The organism is Spiroplasma sp. TIUS-1 (genome assembly GCF_010365785.1).
Classification (GTDB): domain Bacteria; phylum Bacillota_I; class Bacilli_A; order Mycoplasmatales; family Mycoplasmataceae; genus TIUS-1.
In genome coordinates, this window is the sequence record NZ_CP048387.1 from 177,903 (window position 1) to 197,421 (window position 19,519).

The following is a 19,519-nucleotide window of genomic DNA, read 5'->3' on the forward strand; positions in this document are numbered from 1 at the left end:
AATTACAGGAGAAGAATAAATGAGTTTACGATCAATTAGACTCTTACTTCGTAATGGTTTTAGAAATGCCAAACGCACAAAGATGCAAATAATAGGCTTAACACTTTTAATTATGTTAATTTCATTATTAACATCTATTTCAGCGCACACTAAAGAAACCGTTATCGGAGGGAGTGAAAGACTAAAAATAGAATCAAAGCAAAATGATTTCATTTTTAGCATTAACCCAGAATACAGGTTACAACAACCTGAAGACAAAAATCTACCAGAAAATCAAACATTAGTTCAACAATACTATGTAAATGAATTGTCGCAAAAAGATAAATATGACTTTTCTTGATCTAGAACTGAAGGTAGAATTTTTAGTAATGTCACAAATGATGGAGAAAAATTAAATATTAAAGCCTTAGCTAAAACAAATGTTAGTGGTGAAGAGGAATTTACAAATGACATTAATGTTGATAGTTTAGTAATTTCACAAGGTAGAAATTTTTCTGCATCAACAGAAATGGCTAGAAGAGAAATAATTATTAATGAAAACTTTGCAAAAGCTAATAATCTAAAATTGAATGATATTATTCGTGTTCAACTAGATAAGCAAGGTGACACTTTGAATGTTAAAGATAATCCAGAGGTTAGAAAAAACCTTGAAGGAGTAACTGATATTCATACACAATTACCTGAACAATATAAAAAATATTATTGAATGCAAATAGTTGGATTTGGAACATCGGCTGATTTTCTGTCACCGATTATTGATGAAACATCAATAATACCTAATTCAAAAACAAATATGGTTGCATATGTTCATCCCTCACATTTTGGATTAGTTGTTGATAAAGATAGTTCATTCTATTTACAAAGTATGTCTGAATCATCATTAATGCCAACATCAAGTTTTGGAAATGAAATTTATTATTCAGCAAGATTTAATTCAACTCATCATGATTTAGAAGTTATTGATAAAGAATTTAAGAGTATTACTAATAATAATGCAGGTAACAAAAAAGTAGTTTATGGAATCAATGATGATGAGTATAAGTTTGTTCAAAGAACAAGCTTATTAGATCAAATAGTTGTTGGGTACAAAGCAGGTATAACAGTTTTATTAGTTATTGTTATGGGAATTTCGTTATTTGCTTTAGTCATTATGATTAAAAAACAAGTTGAAATTTATCGAATGCAACTTGGAATATTGAAAGCAATGGGACTGAGAAAGACTGAAATTGTTAATAACTTTGTAGCTATACCAATGATTTCAGGAGCTATGGGTGTAATTTTAGGTTATGGGTTGTCATTTGTTATATCACCATTAATTATGGATATGTTTTCTAGTTTCTTTTCACTGACATTTACATTGTCTTCATTCAGCGTCATATCTCTAGTTAACTCAATATTTACAACTTGATTTGGATTATTGTTGATTACATTCCTTTGCACTTATTTAACAATTAAAGATTCACCATCTAAGTTGTTGGCAAAAATGAATCCAAGTTCAATTGGATGAATCCAAATGAAAATAAAAAGCATTGGATCAAGTAGAAAAAAATTTGAACCAAGACTAAGATTGGCAGTAGTTTCAACCTCATGACAAAAATATTTGGGAACACTTCTTACAATACTTGTTTCAACTTTTATATTATCGATAACAGTGATAACTCCTAGAATTTTAGAAACTAATAAAACAAAGGCATTTGATGGATTAAACTATCAAAACAAAGTAGAATACATTGATCCAATTGCGGCAAATCCTTTATCTTTTTTTAAAACGTATAATCCAGATAAAAATAATAAAGAAGATAATTGAGGTTTTCCTACACAAGAAAATGCAAGTGACAAATTATTGAAAGTATCCACAGGTGGTGTAGGAGGAGGGACAATATTTGATCCCAATCCAGCTACACTGTCTTATACTTCTAGTCCAGTTATAAAAGACAAAAAAGGAAATAATACTTTTGACACAAATAAGATTTATGATCAATTTTTAAATGGAGATATTAGTAATTTTTATTATAATCACGACATTCCACTCAGTTCAACAACAGCCTGAGCAAAGCTTGGTTTTACTGATTGAACTACCTTTTCAACTGGCTTTTTTAAAGCACTAGATAGTTTACCAAATATAGATACTCCATCAGGAATAATTGGTGGAATTGCAATGAGTTCTTTGTTAACACAATGAACTGACTACACAAATTTAAAGAGAGACTTAACAAATGTAATAAAAGATACTAACAATTTTGATTTGGCTACAAGAAATCAATTAATTACATTTAATAAATATATGTTAGATTTTTACCAAACTTATATAGCAGGACCGCCATTAACTGTTAACCCCTTATTTTTAACAGATGACAAAAAGCATGTGAGTTTAAATGAAGTTGATAAAACAATATCAAATAGACACTTTTTATTAGATGGTAAAGAAAAATTATTTTCTTATCCGAAATCATATGAAGATGATTCAATAATAATTGTAGAAAAAGACAGTGGACATGACTTAGAGTTGAAAATCAATGATGAAGTAATTGATTTAGAGGACCTATCAAATTTAGAATTACAAAATGAAGATAACTGATCTAATGAAAATATACGAGAAATAAATGGACATCTAGTATCTTGATTTATATCTGTTATTGACAATAGGATAGGTGTTGCAATTTTAGAAACAGGTTATTCACGTGCTCCTTACTTCATTCAAGAGTATATGAAAGATGCAATTGTTAATGATAAAGATTACGGTTTAGGATTTAACTTAATACCATTTAATCCTATTACAGATACACGTGGAACAATGTTAAACGCCTATTTAAATGGAGAAAAACTAAAGATTAATGGTATTGATGAAAAAAATAATTTAATTAATTTTGGGTCTGATAATAGTAAATTGTTTGACAACAATACAAATGAATATATACCAATAATTATTAATGAAAGTATTTCAAAGAAATTTGGTGTAAGTAAAAATTCACTAATCAGTATGACAATTAACAATGACACAATAGAAGTTAGAGAAAATCAAAATGATGAATTCAAAATATTAAGACCAGGAGATGTGGAGGTTGGAGCTAAAAAAAGAACAAAACATATATATGAAACATCGTATAGACCAAATTCAGCAAAATCAATTCAATCAACTGATGGAAAAAACTTTGCTGATGCTTCAGTATTATCTCTTTCTCCAGTTAAAATTGGAGGAAGTAATATTACTTCAACCACTTCTAGCGGCTCTACAAATCAAACAGCTGTACATAAAAAATTCTCAGAGGGTAATTTAATTATTGGATCCGAATATCTAAATAAATCATTTAAAGTTGTAGGTATCCAAAAAAGTTATGGTGAGTTACAAGCTTGAATAAGTAATGACCAAGCCAATAAGATTAAGGGATATGACAAGACACAATCTCAAATGTTTGCAAATTGATTTGCTCCTGAAAGTGTAAAAAATAATGACTATATAAATTGATTATCTAATGGAGATGATGAGTATAAAAAATCTATAGTTAAACCAATTTTAAATGAAATCATAGAAATTATAGAGCGAGAAGAATATAAAAATACCTTAACTCAATATGATGTATTTAAATTAAAAATGAATGAAGCTGTAGGTGAATCATATAATGTGTATCAAAAAATTGATAAATCTTTCAATAATGCATTTCCGGTATTTAATTACAAATATTCTTTGGACCCTGAAGTTAAAGACTTAACACGAGGTCTATCAACATCACAAAGATTTTCCGATTTTAGTGCTCAAGGTATGAATGGAAATTATGTTCTAGATCCTGAAACAGGAGAACCAAATTTTGATAAATTTGTTGAAGGATATGGATATTCGTCATTTAATACAATGGTTCCATTATCTGAAGCAAGACAAATTTTGTCACAAATAACAGATGTTGTAAACATTATTGTAATTGGTCTAATAACGTTAGCAATACTTGTTGCTACAATTATTATTTTGCTAGTGACAATACTAGTAATAAGTGAGAATAAAGAATTCTTAGCAACGATGAAATTAATGGGTTACAGTGATCATTATGTTTTAAGGCAAATCTTAACACCTTATATAATTGGTATGTTAGTTGTATATATTTTAGGATTTATAGGCTCTTGATTCTTCTTTATTTGGGGAATTAATATGGTTGCACAAAATACAAGTTTTGTATTGCCAGTGAGTTTTGAATTTTGAATGCCTCTAATGGTGTTTGGAATTTTATTCTTAATTTATCTCTCAACAATGTTAGTAACATATAGACAAATTAAAAAAATAAAACCTAGTTTATTATTAAGCTAAAAAAACGAATCTGAATGATTCGTTTTTTCATTAGAGTTTAATTCAAGAGATTAGTACTTTTAAATTTCCAGTTATATCTAATGATGATGATTCATTTAGGTCACATGCAATTGAACAATCACCAAGAATATAGTCAACTCCATTTATCTTCCCAGTACCTTCAATTACTGTTATTTGTAGTCAACCTGTTTTTTCAATTAGTTTAAAAGGTTTAGTTTCTTTAGAAGTTTCATATAAGTAAAGTGAAAAGTACTCATTTGAATGAATTAATTTTGTGGCATTATTGATTATTGCAATATTTGTATCAGGTACAGTAGTTGAAACAATTGTATCTTCAATGTGTAGTTTTCGTGGTTTTCCATTTTCTAATCTACCATAATCATAAACTCGGTAAGTAATGTCTGAAGAACGTTGTAATTCATATACAACAACATTAGGAGTAACTGCATGAATCTTACCTGGAGGTACATATAAGAAATCTCCTTTCTTAACAGGAACCTCAACTAGAAGTTCTTTTCATTGATCTTTTTCAATCATCTCAGCCAATTCTTTTTTAGTTTTAGCTGTATGTCCATATATAAGTTTTGCATTATCTGGGCAATCAAGAACATATCATGATTCAGGTTTACCAAAATCATTATGTTTTTTTGCAAGCTCATCATTTGGGTGAACCTGTACAGATAAATTTTGTTCAGGTGTTAAAATTTTTACAAGTAAAGGGAAACTTCCTTGTACGTTTCCAAAAAGAGTTCTATTTGATTCAAATATTTCTTTAACAGATTTACCTTTCCATATTCCTTCTGCTGCAAATCCCATACCATTTTCGTGTGCAGAAATTACTCAAGCTTCTCCAATTTTTTTATCTTTTGGAATGTTATATCCCATTGAATTTAATTTTTGTCCGCCTCAAACTCTTTCTGAGAAAGAAGGGTTGATTTTAAAAATATTCATAATATTAACTCCGTGAATATTTTTATTATAGTTGTTATCTAACAAAAATCAACTCAATATATATGGGAATTATAAATGTATATAATTAAATAAAATAAAGATTAGGAGAATTATGATTTTAGAGAAACTAAACAAACACGCTAAATACGATAGTTCAATCGAAGGAAAAATTTCCAAAACAATAATTAACTACATTAGTGCAAACAAAGAATTTAAGTTAGGGATAATAAAACTATCGAACGATTCTGGAACTAGTCAACCAAGTGTCACTAGATTCGTTACAAAAATAATTGGTACAAAAAACTATAAAGAATTTATTAATGTATTAAATGCTGAGATTAAAACATATTTTGAAAGTAATTATGATCAAAATAATTTAAATGATAATTCGGCTCAAATTTGTCAAGACATTAAAGAAACTCTTCTACACATTAGTGATGAAGAGATTAAAAAATCTACTGATCTTATTATGAATGCAGAAAGAATTAATGTTATTGCCATCGGTGGTAGTGCAACAATAAAAGTTGAAATTGAACATAAGTTATCAAAAATAGGAATGAACTTAATGTCATCAAGTGATTGACATCATCAATTAATAAATGTTAACTTTATGTCTTCAAATGATGTAATTATTGCTATTTCTTATTCAGGTGACAAACACGAGGTTACTCAAATATTGAAAAAAGCAAAAGAAAAGAATGTCAAAATTATTTTAATTACAGGACCTTTTTCTTCATATTCTAGAGATGTAGCTGATATTGTATTTGAAGCTAAATCAACAGATGCTAAATTTAGATCATTTTCTTTTACATCAAGGTTATGTGGAATGGCAATTTGAGAAGTAATATTTAAATCAATTATTGCCTCTGAAGCTATTTCATCTGATGTTATTGAGCAATGAAGATGAGACCAAAAATAAACTCCATTAATAATGGAGTTTTTTACTACTTTCTTTTATTTATAAATAATAAATTTTATTCACATTGTGAATATTTTGTATAAAATATCATTAGGGGGAAATATGAATAAAGATATTTTGAATAGTAAACATATATTCTTAGATGTCGAATTAAATTCACAAGACGAAGTATTTGATTTCCTTGCAAAAAAAGCTAAAGAACTTGGAATTGTTACAAGTGATAAAGCATTAGTTGCAGGATTCAAAAAAAGGGAAAGCGAAAGCTCAACTGGATTCGAAGATGGATTTGCAATTCCACATGCAAGAATAGTTGAAGCTAACCAGGCGGCATGCTTGGTAGTTAAACTAAAAAAAGCTATCGATTGAAACTCAATGGATGGTAAACCAACTCAATATTTATTCTCGCTTATCGTACCAGATGGTAAAGGTGATGAGCATATGTCAATATTAAGTGATATCGCTACAAAATTAATAATTGAAGAATTTAAAAGTGCAATCATTAATGCAAAAACACAAGAAGATGTATTAAAAGCATTTAATGTTAAAAAAGTAGAAAGCAAACAAACAACTCCAACTGAAGGAGGATTAAAAATTGTTGCCATTAGTGCATGTACAGTAGGTATTGCTCACACATATATGGCTGAAGAAAAATTAATCCAAGAAGGTAAAAAAATGGGGCACCAAGTGAGAGTTGAAACTCATGGTTCAAAAGGAATTGGTACACCACTTACAAAAAAAGAAATTGATGAAGCTGATATAGTTATTTTTGCAGTTGATGTGAATGTTGACAACTCAAGATTTGTTGGAAAAAAATTCTACAAAGTTCCAGTTGCCAAGGCAATCAAAGATACACAAAAAGTTATTAATATAGCAATCAAAGATGGTGCTCCATTAGCTGGGGCAGCAAAATTTGAAACATCAGGAAAAGTAACTGGAGAAAGACAAACTGTAATGAGTCATATCCTTGCAGGTATTTCTTATATGATTCCAGTTATTGTTCTTGGAGGTATCTGTCTAGCGTTCTCATTAGGTATTGCAAAAGCAGTATGAGGACCAACAGCAGGTACTGATGGATCAGCTTGGATAGTTGCAGGAGACTTTGCTAAAGGATGATTAGTACAAGTTAAAGATGGTGTAATTATTGATGGATCAGGTGTTCAATGAGTAGAAGGTATGACATTACCAACATTGGCAGAAGGTGCTGTTTGAGGTTTATCTGATGGTAGTTATATTAGATCATTTAATGGTACTGATTTAAATTACACAGCAGACTTTTTAAAAACATTACCAGTTTCGCCATGAGGACCATTAGCAGTAATGGACAAAATTGGTGGAGCAGCATTCACATTAATGATCCCTATTCTTGCAGGATTTATTGCCAACTCAATTGGTGGTAGAGCAGCAATAGGACCAGCAATGGTTGGTGCATTCATTGGTAACAATGCAGCAATGTTCATGACATTTGGTGGAATGAACTCAGCAGATATGGTTCCAACAGGATTTATTGGAGCCATAATAGCTGGTCTATTAGTTGGATACGCAGTTTCATGAATAAATACATGAAACGTACCAAAATCATTGAGAGCGGCTATGCCAATCTTCTTTATACCTTTAATAACAGGTATATTAATTTCAATGTTATTCATCTATGTAATTGGTGGACCAATCGGATGAGTAATGTTCCAATTTTCAGATGCAATTAAATCAGCATACGAATCAAAAGCTGGAGCCGGTGTGGGTATCGCATTAGGTATCTTAATCGGAGCTATGGCTGGATTTGACATGGGTGGACCAATTAATAAAATCGCATTTGTTACTTGTTCTGCATTAATTACAATGGGAATATATGAACCAATGGGTACAATGGCAGCAGCCATCCCTGTAGCACCAATCGGTATGGGTCTAACGTCTCTATTGTTTGGTAGATTCTTCAACAGTGATGAAAGAGGAATGGGATCAGCTGCAGTAATTATGGGATCAATTGGTATTTCAGAAGGAGCAATTCCTTTCGCAATCCGTGATCCAAAAAGAGCCATTGCATCTAACGTTGTTGGATCAGCTGTTGCTGGAGCAATAGCAGGTGGATTTATGGTTCAAAATATGGCTGCCCATGGTGGACCAATTGTAGCTATTTTAGGAGCAGTACCTTATGGTGTTGATACTCTATACTACTTCATTGCAGCCGCAGCAGGTATCGCCACAACAGTTCTTGTTTATGGATTTTGATTAACAGCAGATAGTGGTGCAATTGCTTCAGTTAAAGAAGCTCACGTTGCAAAATTAGTTGATTTATCAAATGAAAAATCAAGCAAAATTGATGACATTAAAGAAGAAATCAAAGTATTAAAGTTAAGTAAAAATGTTTCAGCAATTGATGTTAAAAAATCAGAAATTGCAAAAGTAAAAGATGCTTATAAAGCCGATGTTGAAAAAGCAAAAGCTGCATATGCAAAAGTTAAACCAGAAGAAAAAGCTTTAATGACTACTAAAAAAGAAGATGTAAAATCATTTACTTCAACTTTAAAAGCCAATTATACTACAGCTATGGCAAGCATTAAATCTGACACTCTTAAAGGTGACACAAAAACTGATGCAATAGAAAAAGCTAAATTAGAAAAAGCTAATAAATACCGCGAATTCCAAGAAGGAATCAGAGGTGAGTTAGTTTCTAAATATTTAGCAGCTGCATCTTAAAATATATAAATAGTGAGCCCAATATTATGTACAAAGTGTTTAAACAAATACTTCATGCATAATGGGTTTACTTTTATTTAAAAATAAAAAAAAGACTAAAAAAGAATTTAAAGAAAAACTGTGAAAACTAAAACTATCTTCTGATAGTTTTTTATTTGTCTGTGTAATACAATATTTAAAAGGACTATTATGAAATCACTATTTATAGACACAACAAATAACAAAATAGTTTTTATATACTTACATGACAATAAGTTGATTGATTCAATTGTTGTTGATGCAAAAAATAAAATTAGTGAAATTTTTGATGATGAATTAAAAATGTTTTTAGCTAAACAAAAAACTGAGCTTAATGAAATAAGTGAATTTTATGTAACTAAAGGCCCTGGTACTTTTACTGGAGTAAGAATTGGATTATCAATTGTTAAGACAATTTGAACAATAAATAAAGATATTAAAGTTTATTCAATTAACACAATGCAACTTATGGCAGGGAAATCGAAAGTTAGCGTTGCAATAGATGCAAGAGGTGGAAAACATTTTTTTGCTAGCAACACAAATGGAATAATTGCAAATAATTTAGAAATAGTTTTGAATGAAAAATTACCAAAAGAAAATATAATAACCAACTTAGATAATATTGACTATGTAAAAAACTTTTCAGAAGTTAGAGATAAGTTTATTCTTGAAACAGATATCAATAATTTCAATCCAATTTATATTAAAAATGCTATTTAAAAATAAAACATGCACCCGTTAAAGTACATGTTTTTTTTAAACTGTTACATCATCATTTCTTGAGATAACATCGTCATCAGAATAATTTGGTTTTAGAACCTCATCTCGTTCTTTATTTTTAAATCATTTAAATTGACCTTCAAAAGGATATTTTTTTCTTACCTCTAATACAAGATCTTTCATTGGTTCTTTACCAAGAACTTTTCAATTATATTTGAATGATTTTCCATTATTACGTTTAGTTCTAAACTCATCAGCCAATTCTGTTTTGCCAAGAGATTGTAAACAATCATAAACTTGTTTACCTCTATAAGAACCAAAGTACATTTCCTTATCTCTATTTCTTGAAAATATTAATCCAATCGTTATAAGCACTGCCATAAATATTAGAAGTACTCCAAGTTGTTTAAACATAAATAGTGCATTATCACCATTTGAATAAATAATTGATGTCATACCATGCAATGCATATTTAAATTCAGTTATATAACTTATTGCATTAAAGAATCCAAATTGCATGAATGCTGGGAATGTTCCTCAACCACTTGATAGGTTTAATACCATATATACAACTACTAAAAATTTACCAATTGTTTCATCTTTCAATGAAAACCATAATGCTTGAATTGTTATAACAAATACGGTTTCAACAACCATTAATCACAGTCATAGTTTTACTAATGCTAATGCGCCAATTATTCATCATCCAGCAGCAGTCAAAGCTAAAACTAGTAAACCAACTTGTAACATACCTGTCGTTCACATTAAAAATGTTTTTGATAAGTATCATTGTGTATTTGTTAATTTTTTTACACGTTTAGCTCTATCATAGACAAATGTTTGCATTAAAGTTCCAACAAACATACCAATCAAAATAAAGAATTCACCAAGTCCAATACCATAAATTGCTATTGCGTTATTGCCATTTTTTAGGCCTTGAATTTCAACATCTATTATATTATTTGTTTGGCCACCAAGTCCAACAATATTTATAACATCTTTAATTAGCTCTTGAATTATTTTTGTCACTTTGGCATCAATTTCTCCACCAACAGATTCAAGTAATGTAATTGCTTCATTTAAAGAATTTGCAATCTTAGTTCAAATAGGAGCAGTAATTGAATTTTCATTATTTGCCTGTGAAACTGCAAAATCTCTTGCAACTTCTAATTTTGTTTTTAGTTCACCTTTAGAAATTCCTTCAAGCTTAATGTTATCTACAACTTTTTCTAAAATCAAAGAGGGTATAGCACTTCTAAATGAATTTAGAGTTTTAAGGTAGTAACCAAAAATAAAGTTATTTTCAAATGTTGTTCATATTTTTAAATTTTCTTGTTTAGCAGGGTTATCAAATAGTTTACCTTGTAACATTAATCCAATTTTTGTAACTAATCCTGAAGCTAACCCGTCATCAAATTTCATCTGTAAATAGTATTTAGGATTTTTGTAATTATCTTCAGCTTCTTTACCTTGTAAGTGAGTAATATTTGAAAAGAAAATTTCTTCTTCAGATATTGCTTTTTTAGCTTCATATTTATTACCACCTTTGTGGTTTAATAAATTCGCTTCCATCAATGTTCATGTATTAACTGCATAAACATAATTTACATTACTCATATCAATTGTTTTACTTAATGATCCAGTAAAATCGTCTTTAGTAACTTCTTTATTTTCATCTTTCACAATTGCTTCTTTTAAAGATTCAATATCATCAGTCAACACTCCAATGTGAGGAAGTATAGATAGCTTTGTATTAACTCTGTAAGCTTCAGAAAGTTCACTCTCGTTACTTTCTTTTAGTAGGTTTTTACCTAGTACTTCAAATTTTTGATTTGTTCCTACATAAACTTTTTGTTCTGTATCTATGATTGCTGTAGGTGCTTTTCCAATTCCAGGGATAGGGTTTCAAAATGCAAGTACACAAACTACCGCATACAATATTGGAACAAGTGAAATACCAATAAATTTAATAATTCTTTTTTTAGAAGACCCAATTCGTGAACCAAATTCAGCTTGCACTCCTAATCATCAATTTTTCATACCAAATTTCTCCAACAAAAAAATATTACTCTTCTTTATCATTTAAATATAGTATATTCATAAATTATTTTTATTATTGTTATAATATTTGAGAGTTGGATTGATACTCAAGTTGGTGAAGAGGGCACCCTGCTAAGGTGTTAGGTCGGCAACGGCGCGAGAGTTCGAGTCTCTCTCAATCCGCCATTATAGAATTTTAAGACCCTTAATTGGGTTTTTTATTTTTTTATATAGTAGGTCAAAAAATTAAAATGAATTCCCAATTAATTATTTTAATAAGTTATAGAAAATCTTAGGTTTTATTTAATTTTTTAAAGTATTAGCTTGTTATATTTTGTTAATATTAACTAAAGTAAATTTGCTAAATATAAAGTAAAGGGAAAAATGAAAGACAACTTTTTTATAAGATATCAAAACGATGAGCACCTTGCTGAATTTAAAGACTTAACAGAAAATACCAACTTTAATAAAAGTAAAGGTTTTTTCAGTATTTGATTTTTTTATTGAAAAAAACATAGTGTTAAATCAGCTCTTGTTATATTTTTCATTTTACTAGTTTCACTTCTTTCTGTTTTTAATATTTTTATTGCAAGACAACTTACTTCATTACTTGTAGCTGAAACTATGATGAATTCATTTAATAATCATCAAATGATGACAGAAATTGTAGCTGGAATTATTGAACAAAACATATCTGGACAACTTCCACCTGAAATAATTAAAATACTTGAAGATTTTTTATCAAGTCCAAGTTCAACAGTCAGTCCGGAAGTTATTAACATAATTATCCATTCTTATTATTTTGATTATGTAAGTGTTGGATCTGATGGGATTGCAAGGGCTCATTTTCTATTTTTAGAGGTTAAGAAAATAGAATGAATTTGAATGTTGCTATCTTGTATTTTTTTAATTGTAATATTTATGTACGTAGCTTACGTATTGTGTGGATCAATAAGTGAAGATGCCAATACTGATTTAAAAAATAAACTAGTTAAATCTTTACTATATAAAAATATTGAATTTTATAATAGTAATTCACAAAGTTCAATTTCTGAAGCTATTGTTAAGGATTGTAAAAATATTGCTGAGCAATTAAAGGTTGCTCCAATCATTATTGTTTTTATTATTTTTTCAACAGTTGGTTCAATTGCTATGTTGACTTATATTGACGTTGTTATATCAATGTTGATGTTGGCCTTAATTTTGATTACGCTATTAGTTGCATTAATTGTAGTTTTAGTTATTGCAAAACCAATGAAGAAAAGTATTGTTGAAAGATCTGAACACGATTCAAGTATCACTGAAAAAATATCTTTAATTAGACTTGTAAAATCAAGTGGTAATTGAGAAAGCGAAGTAAAAGAAAATAATATAGAGACTGAAAAAAATAACAAGACAAATAAGAAATTAAACTTGGCTATTTCAGTAATTCCTGGGATTATAATTGGGGCAATGGGATGTTTAACTTTATCTTCAATGGTATTTGGAGTATTTATTTTTGGGGATAATACTCAAAAATTAATTACAGTTTTTTCATCTTTTACAGCTGGAATATTTGTAATGGTTACACCAATTTTCCAATTAAATACAATTTTACAAAGTATTAATGTTACTAATAAATCATCACAAAATATTGGTGATATTGTATCTAATGAAAATAAGATTAAAAAAATTAAATATCCAAAATTTTTAACAAAAAATGTGATTGAAAAAATTGAATTTAATGATGTATCTTTTGCCTATCCCTCAAGACCAGATGAACAAGTTATAAAAAATTTAAGTATTGTTTTAGAAAAAGGAAAATCATATGCATTTGTTGGTCCATCTGGATCTGGTAAATCAACAGTTACACGATTACTTATGAGGTTTTATGAAGATTACAGTGGAAAGATAATAATTAATAATAAATTAGAAGTACGTGACATTTCTTTGAAGAATTGAATGGATAATATTGGGTATGTAGATCAAGAACCCCAAATTCTTTCAGCAACTGTTTTTGAAAACTTGAGATATGTTAAAAAAGATGCAACTGATGAAGAAATAATTGAAGCTTGTAAAAAAGCCAAAATTCATAATTTAATTGAAAATATGGAAAATGGATATGAAACATTCTTAAAAGAACGTGGTAAACAATTATCGGGGGGTCAACAACAAAGGCTGGTTATTGCTAGAATGTTTTTAAAAAATCCAAGTTTGATAATTTTAGATGAAGCAACATCGGCATTAGATAATTTAGTTGAAAAAGAAATCTCTCTTGAATTAGAAAAATTAATTGAAGGAAAGACTACAATCGCAATAGCCCACAGGTTAAGTACAATAAAAAATTATGACAAAATATTTGTTTTAGATACAAACAAAAAAATTGTTCAAGAAGGTACTTTTAATCAATTGATTAAAGTACCAGGATTATTTAAAGAACTTTATGAAGTTGGTAAGGAGAAAGAATAACTATGAAACTTAAATTGGTAGATATGTTTAGTCCTTCAAAGAACTGAAAAACAACATTAATTTTAGTATTTATTGTATCTATTATTACAATAGGTTCATCTCTATTTATGGGTTTTAGATATTCAAATGACCTTGGTGATGTAGAAAATTTTTGATTAATTGCTAAATATGAACATACATTCAGTTATATTAGATACATATGAAATCACTATGAAAATGAAAATAGTTTAGATGTGATTTTTGCGGACACAAAAATTAATAAATCAGCACAAGTATTTGCTTTAGCATCTGACTACCTATTAATTTCTTTAATTTGTGGGTTTATAGTTATAATTCCATTTGTAATTAATCATTTTAGATTAGTAAATATTGTTACAAAAAATAGAAGAATTTTAAACTCATCAATTGTGTTAGTTTCTTCACTTGGACTATTACTGACTACATTTCATTATTGAATAGCCTATTTTCAAACCATACCAATCCTGAATGAAAAAGAGTGAATGGGTACTGGTAATTGATTTCCAACATGACAAACAATACTTCAGTTAACTGTTATCTTATTTGGTGTAACAATGGTTGTTGCAATGTCTATTTATAATGTTGTTGTTGAAGCAAAAACAAGATATATAAGCATCTCTCAAAAATATGCATTAGAAAATAAAAAACCAGAACCAGATAACATATTAAGTGAATAAAAAAAACCAGTAATCAGTTTAAATTCTGGGTTTTTTTATTCCGCGCCTAATAATTTTTTTGTATTTATTAAAATTTGCAGTAAAATATTATGAGATATGGGTAGTGGTCGGGTTAAGAAAAAGGAAAAATATATGATTAAATTATTAAGTTTAATTGGAACTTTAAGTATTGGTTCATTAGCTGTAGTTCCTGTAATAAAATTAACTGAAAATAATGTAGAAAGTTTGAATAAAAATATTAATTTAAGTGATTCTGAAAAATTAATATCTGATAGTTCTTCTTTAATAAAAGAACAAAATGTTTTACCAAAGGTAGATCAATTAACCATATATGTTGATAGTAATGGTATAGTACATGAAACAGAAATTAAAGATTTTATGTATGTAGATGTTGAAAAAATTATAAAAATGGGTGTTTGAAGTGACGGAACAACAATAATAAATTGTAGTGTTAATGAAATGCCAAGCACTTTACCAAAAGAAATTACATCTTTATCATATTTATTTAGATATAACAAATTTCAAAAAATTGATGGAATTGAAAACTGAAATACTTCTAATATAACAGACATGAGTGATATGTTTTATGCTGCACGTAATTTTAATCAAGATATTAGTAATTGAAATACATCTAATGTAACAAATATGTCTAGAATGTTTAATTTAGCTTTTGATTTTAATCAAGATATTGGAAATTGAGATACGTCAAGTGTAACAGATATGACCTTTATGTTTTGATCTGCTTATAATTTTAATCAAGATATTGGAAATTGAGATGTATCTAATGTAACAAATATGCAAAGTATGTTTGATACAGCTGAAAGTTTTAATCAAGATATTAGTAATTGAAATACATCTAATGTAACAAATATGTCTAGAATGTTTAATTTAGCTAAAAATTTTAATCAAGATATTGGAAATTGAGATACGTCAAGTGTAACAGAAATGAGAAGTATGTTTTTTTTAGCTGCTAATTTTAATCAAGATATTGGAAATTGAGATACGTCAAGTGTAACAGATATGAGTTCTATGTTTTATTGAGCTACTAATTTTAATAAAGATATTGGAAATTGAGATACATCTAAAGTAAGAAAAATGGATTCAATGTTTAGAGGTGCTCATAGTTTTAATCAAGATATTGGAAATTGAGATACGTCAAGTGTATGAAATTTAGGTGTTATGTTTTATGATGCAGTTAATTTTAATCAAGATATTGGAAATTGAGATACATCAGGTGCAACATATATGAGTTATATGTTTTATGGAGCCACTAATTTTAATCAAGATATTGGAAATTGAGATACATCAAATGTAGGACATATGTATTATATGTTTTATGGAGCCACTAATTTTAATCAAGATATTGGAAATTGAGATACGTCAAGTGTAACAGATATGAGTTATATGTTTTATGGAGCTGAAAATTTCAATCAAGATATTTCGAATTGGAATGTAGATAATGTAAGAAAATGAGTTAGTTTTGCAGATTATTCAGGTTTACAAAAAGAATTTATTCCTGAAAAATTTAGATAATATATATTAATTAATGCTAAATTATATAATATAAATATTTCGCAAGAGATATGTTAGGAAACTAGCAAATCTCTTGCTTTTTATTTTTCTTGCATATTATGAACAAAAGGAACAAAAAGAAAATAAAATGAGATTTATATAATCAATAATAAATTATATGCAATGACTTTTTCTGTAAATAAGACAATCAGTTTTTAAAACAAAAACAATATATAAGCATTTCTTAAAATATGCGTTAGAAAATAAAAGGACAAAACCAAATAACGTATTAAGTAAATAATAAGTAAATATTGTATATTTAATTGCACCAATTTTTAAGTACTTACTATTTAAGGTTTATTTTATTGAAGTTTGATTATTTTAATCGCAATCATCGTGAAACATTATAAATTCATCTTTTAAATAATACTTATAATTTTTTGACAAAACAACACCATAACCAATTAATTGTTCTAGAACATTTGACTCAAGAACAAACTCCTCAAGCTGTTTTGTAAAGTCTTTATTAATATTATTTATATCTTTTAATTCATGTGTAAATGAACTTGATAATTTAATATAACGATTTCACTCTGCTTGAATATCAAAAACTTTGTTGCATACATTACATCTATAGATTATTTCGTTATTTACATTGATGTTAGATTCTTTATATTCGTCACTAATTAATTTACTTTTGTAATATTGAGTAATTAACATCTCTTTTTGTCTGAGGATGTTTTTAAATTTATAAACATGTTTTTCTATTTGAGAAGATATCTCCAATCTAGATCTATAAACACTCTGTTGTAATTCTTCAGTATTTTCTTTTGCTTTTTTTGAAAAATTTGCAATTGCTTTATTTTTAGCAATAGCTGCTTTAAAAGACTCATCAAGGATATGAATTGATTCTTTTGATATATCTGAATTTATAGAAAAGATATCATTTTGAAATTGCCTATTCATATCTTCAAGTTTATCTTCTTGTTTAGCCAAATTAGATTCAATTTCTCTTTTTCTATTTCATTTATTAAATTTAATAACAAAGATACCTGAAACTATTGAAATCATTAAAGTAGCAAGTGCTGAAAATAATGTTATTCAATCTGAGGCAGTTAATGCTGTAAAGAGTGGGTTCATACTTTCCTCCAATTATATATATTGTATATGTAGTAGTTATTATGATTCTATAATTGATCCGTTATCTCCAAGGAAAATACGTATTTTCAAGTTCAATATTGATACTCTTGCTTTAATTGCATTGAATTCCGCTTTTTCTTTAACCATTATTCATTGAATTGCTTCAACACCGATTGGCTCATTTATAGCAACAGTTTTTGACTTATCATCATAAGATCAATCATATACTGTTATATCACTTAAAGTTGAAGGATCAATTCCAATGACTGCAATGCTTTTTATATCAGCTTCAGATTCTTCAATTCAACCTCAAAAGTTTTTTCTATTTGAATTATCAAACTCAAGACCAATTGATTCATCATGTTCTAAATAAGACCAGACAGTGTATTCAGTAGTAATTAAATCTCTAATATTATTTACGGGGTTAATTCCGTTTTCTAAAATAAAAAGAATATTAGAAATGTCAGTGTAAAATAAATAGCTTTTAACATCATTTTCACTTGTTATTCTTAATACTTTTTTTTCACCTGAATTTCTAAAAAATGATTTTTTGGTTACTTTGTTTTCTTTCATAATGTAATTATATCTAATAAAATTGGGGTAAATGTTTTATTAATAAACTATAATATATAAATAGACAAAAGAAGAGGAATTCATGGCATCAAACAAAATGGATAAAATTACATCTCGTGATGTTGATTTTTCACAATGATATACAGACGTAATTAAAAATTCAAACTTAATTGATTATGGACCAGTGAAAGGAACAACAATTTACAAGCCTTACGGTTTTGCTGTTTGAGAAAATATCAAAGGACTGTTTGATCTTGAATTTAAAAAATTGGGAGTGGACAATGTTTATTTTCCATTACTTATTCCAGAATCTTTAATGATTAAAGAAAAAAAACATGTTGAAGGATTTGCTCCAGAACTTTGAACAGTTACTCAAACTGGTAATACTCAGTTAGCTGAAAAATTATTTATCAGACCAACAAGTGAGGTTATGATTGCAGATCATTGAGCTAAAGAAATAAGATCTCATCGTGATCTACCATTGAAATATAACCAATGAGTAAATGTTATGAGAGCAGAAAAAACGACAAGACCATTTTTACGAGGTAGTGAATTTTTATGACAAGAAGGTCATACTGTTCATGCATATGAAGCAGAAGCTAAAAAAATGACAAAGGATATTTTAGATGTTTATTCTAAAATTTCTCGTGAAAAATTAATGATACCAGTTATTACTGGTGAAAAAACAGAGAATGAAAGATTTGCAGGAGCAGAAGCAACTTATACTATCGAAGCGATGATGTATGATGGACAAGCACTACAATCTGGAACATCTCATTATTTAGGTCAAAATTTTACAAAAGGTTTTGATATTAAATTCCAAAATAAGTCACAAAAAGAAGAACATGCTTATTCAACAAGTTGAGGAGTATCTACAAGAATTATTGGGGCAATTATTATGTCTCACTCAGATGATTTTGGTTTGGTACTACCAAGTGCTATAGCACCAATTCAAGTAGGAATAATTAAAATTAAAGATACAGACGAAGTTTTAAAAGCTACAAGTGATATAGTTTCTAAACTATCAAAAACATTAAGAGTAAATATTGATGAGAGTGATAAATCATTTGGATTTAAAATTTCAGAAGCTGAAATTAAAGGAATCCCGATTAGAATTGAAGTCGGACCACGAGACTTAGAAAATGGTTCAGTAACTATTTCAAGAAGAGATATAAGAAATAAAGTGTCAGTTAAATTAGCCGATGTTGAAAAATACGTTACTGAACAAATTAATGAATATGATAAAAATATATTTAATGTAGCAAAAGAACACTTAGAAAAAAGAATATACACAGCAGATACATTTGATGAATATCAAAATATAATTAATACAAAATCAGGTTTTGTTCTTGTACCTTTCTGTGGAGAGGTTTCATGTGAAGAAGATATTAAAAAGAAATCTTCAACAAATTCAAGATGTATTCCTGATGATGTAGAACAAGTTGAATCAAAATGTTTTAACTGTGGCAAATCAAGTAAAAATAAAGTTTATTTTGCTCGTGCTTATTAGGA

12 protein-coding genes and 1 tRNA gene are annotated in these 19,519 nt (G+C 28.2%); 9 read left to right on the forward strand and 4 right to left on the reverse strand.

Annotated elements, in window-relative coordinates:
- Positions 1-19 precede the first annotated feature (19 nt).
- Positions 20-4,297 carry an ABC transporter permease gene (locus STIUS_RS00850; protein WP_162649380.1) on the forward strand — a complete coding sequence of 1,426 codons (4,278 nt, stop codon included), beginning with the start codon at positions 20-22 and terminating at the stop codon, positions 4,295-4,297.
- 30 nt (positions 4,298-4,327) lie between these two features.
- Here STIUS_RS00850 and STIUS_RS00855 read toward each other — a convergent pair whose 3' ends face one another.
- Entirely contained in the window at positions 4,328-5,248 is a 921-nt protein-coding gene (locus tag STIUS_RS00855) for a type I phosphomannose isomerase catalytic subunit (protein WP_162649381.1), read from the reverse strand.
- A gap of 112 nt (positions 5,249-5,360) precedes the next feature.
- Here STIUS_RS00855 and STIUS_RS00860 point away from each other — a divergent pair, with 112 nt between their 5' ends.
- The 3 genes from STIUS_RS00860 to tsaB all read left to right on the forward strand — a co-directional run bounded on the left by STIUS_RS00860 (position 5,361) and on the right by tsaB (position 9,599).
- Complete coding sequence (locus STIUS_RS00860; RefSeq protein WP_162649382.1) at positions 5,361-6,167, forward strand: MurR/RpiR family transcriptional regulator; 807 nt, start codon at positions 5,361-5,363, stop codon at positions 6,165-6,167.
- 102 nt (positions 6,168-6,269) lie between these two features.
- On the forward strand, positions 6,270-8,861 hold the full coding sequence (locus STIUS_RS00865; RefSeq protein WP_162649383.1) for a fructose-specific PTS transporter subunit EIIC: 2,592 nt from the start codon (positions 6,270-6,272) through the stop codon (positions 8,859-8,861).
- A 189-nt stretch (positions 8,862-9,050) separates the two neighbouring features.
- Positions 9,051-9,599: a tRNA (adenosine(37)-N6)-threonylcarbamoyltransferase complex dimerization subunit type 1 TsaB gene (tsaB, locus tag STIUS_RS00870; RefSeq protein ID WP_162649384.1), complete on the forward strand. Its 549-nt coding sequence runs from the start codon at positions 9,051-9,053 to the stop codon at positions 9,597-9,599.
- A 36-nt stretch (positions 9,600-9,635) separates the two neighbouring features.
- Here tsaB and STIUS_RS00875 read toward each other — a convergent pair whose 3' ends face one another.
- Positions 9,636-11,639, reverse strand: coding sequence for a hypothetical protein (locus STIUS_RS00875; RefSeq protein ID WP_162649385.1), 2,004 nt, complete (start codon positions 11,637-11,639; stop codon positions 9,636-9,638).
- Between the two features lie 97 nt (positions 11,640-11,736).
- Here STIUS_RS00875 and STIUS_RS00880 point away from each other — a divergent pair.
- The 4 genes from STIUS_RS00880 (at position 11,737) to STIUS_RS00895 (ending at position 16,315) form a co-directional block, all read left to right on the forward strand.
- Positions 11,737-11,825: transfer RNA gene (locus tag STIUS_RS00880), tRNA-Ser, on the forward strand.
- Positions 11,826-12,023: 198 nt separating this feature from the next.
- Positions 12,024-14,087 carry an ABC transporter ATP-binding protein gene (locus STIUS_RS03665; protein WP_203234705.1) on the forward strand — a complete coding sequence of 688 codons (2,064 nt, stop codon included), beginning with the start codon at positions 12,024-12,026 and terminating at the stop codon, positions 14,085-14,087.
- Between the two features lie 2 nt (positions 14,088-14,089).
- Positions 14,090-14,782, forward strand: coding sequence for a hypothetical protein (locus tag STIUS_RS00890; protein WP_162649386.1), 693 nt, complete (start codon positions 14,090-14,092; stop codon positions 14,780-14,782).
- Positions 14,783-14,914: 132 nt separating this feature from the next.
- Positions 14,915-16,315 (forward strand): BspA family leucine-rich repeat surface protein, encoded by a 1,401-nt coding sequence (locus tag STIUS_RS00895; RefSeq protein WP_203234706.1) that lies wholly within the window; start codon positions 14,915-14,917, stop codon positions 16,313-16,315.
- Positions 16,316-16,675: 360 nt separating this feature from the next.
- Here STIUS_RS00895 and STIUS_RS00900 read toward each other — a convergent pair whose 3' ends face one another.
- Positions 16,676-17,434 carry a hypothetical protein gene (locus tag STIUS_RS00900; RefSeq protein ID WP_162649388.1) on the reverse strand — a complete coding sequence of 253 codons (759 nt, stop codon included), beginning with the start codon at positions 17,432-17,434 and terminating at the stop codon, positions 16,676-16,678.
- 39 nt (positions 17,435-17,473) lie between these two features.
- Entirely contained in the window at positions 17,474-18,007 is a 534-nt protein-coding gene (locus STIUS_RS00905) for an acetyltransferase (RefSeq protein ID WP_162649390.1), read from the reverse strand.
- A gap of 82 nt (positions 18,008-18,089) precedes the next feature.
- Here STIUS_RS00905 and proS point away from each other — a divergent pair, with 82 nt between their 5' ends.
- A complete protein-coding gene (proS, locus tag STIUS_RS00910) occupies positions 18,090-19,517 on the forward strand; it encodes a proline--tRNA ligase (protein WP_162649391.1) in 1,428 nt (475 codons plus the stop codon).
- Positions 19,518-19,519: the final 2 nt, after the last annotated feature.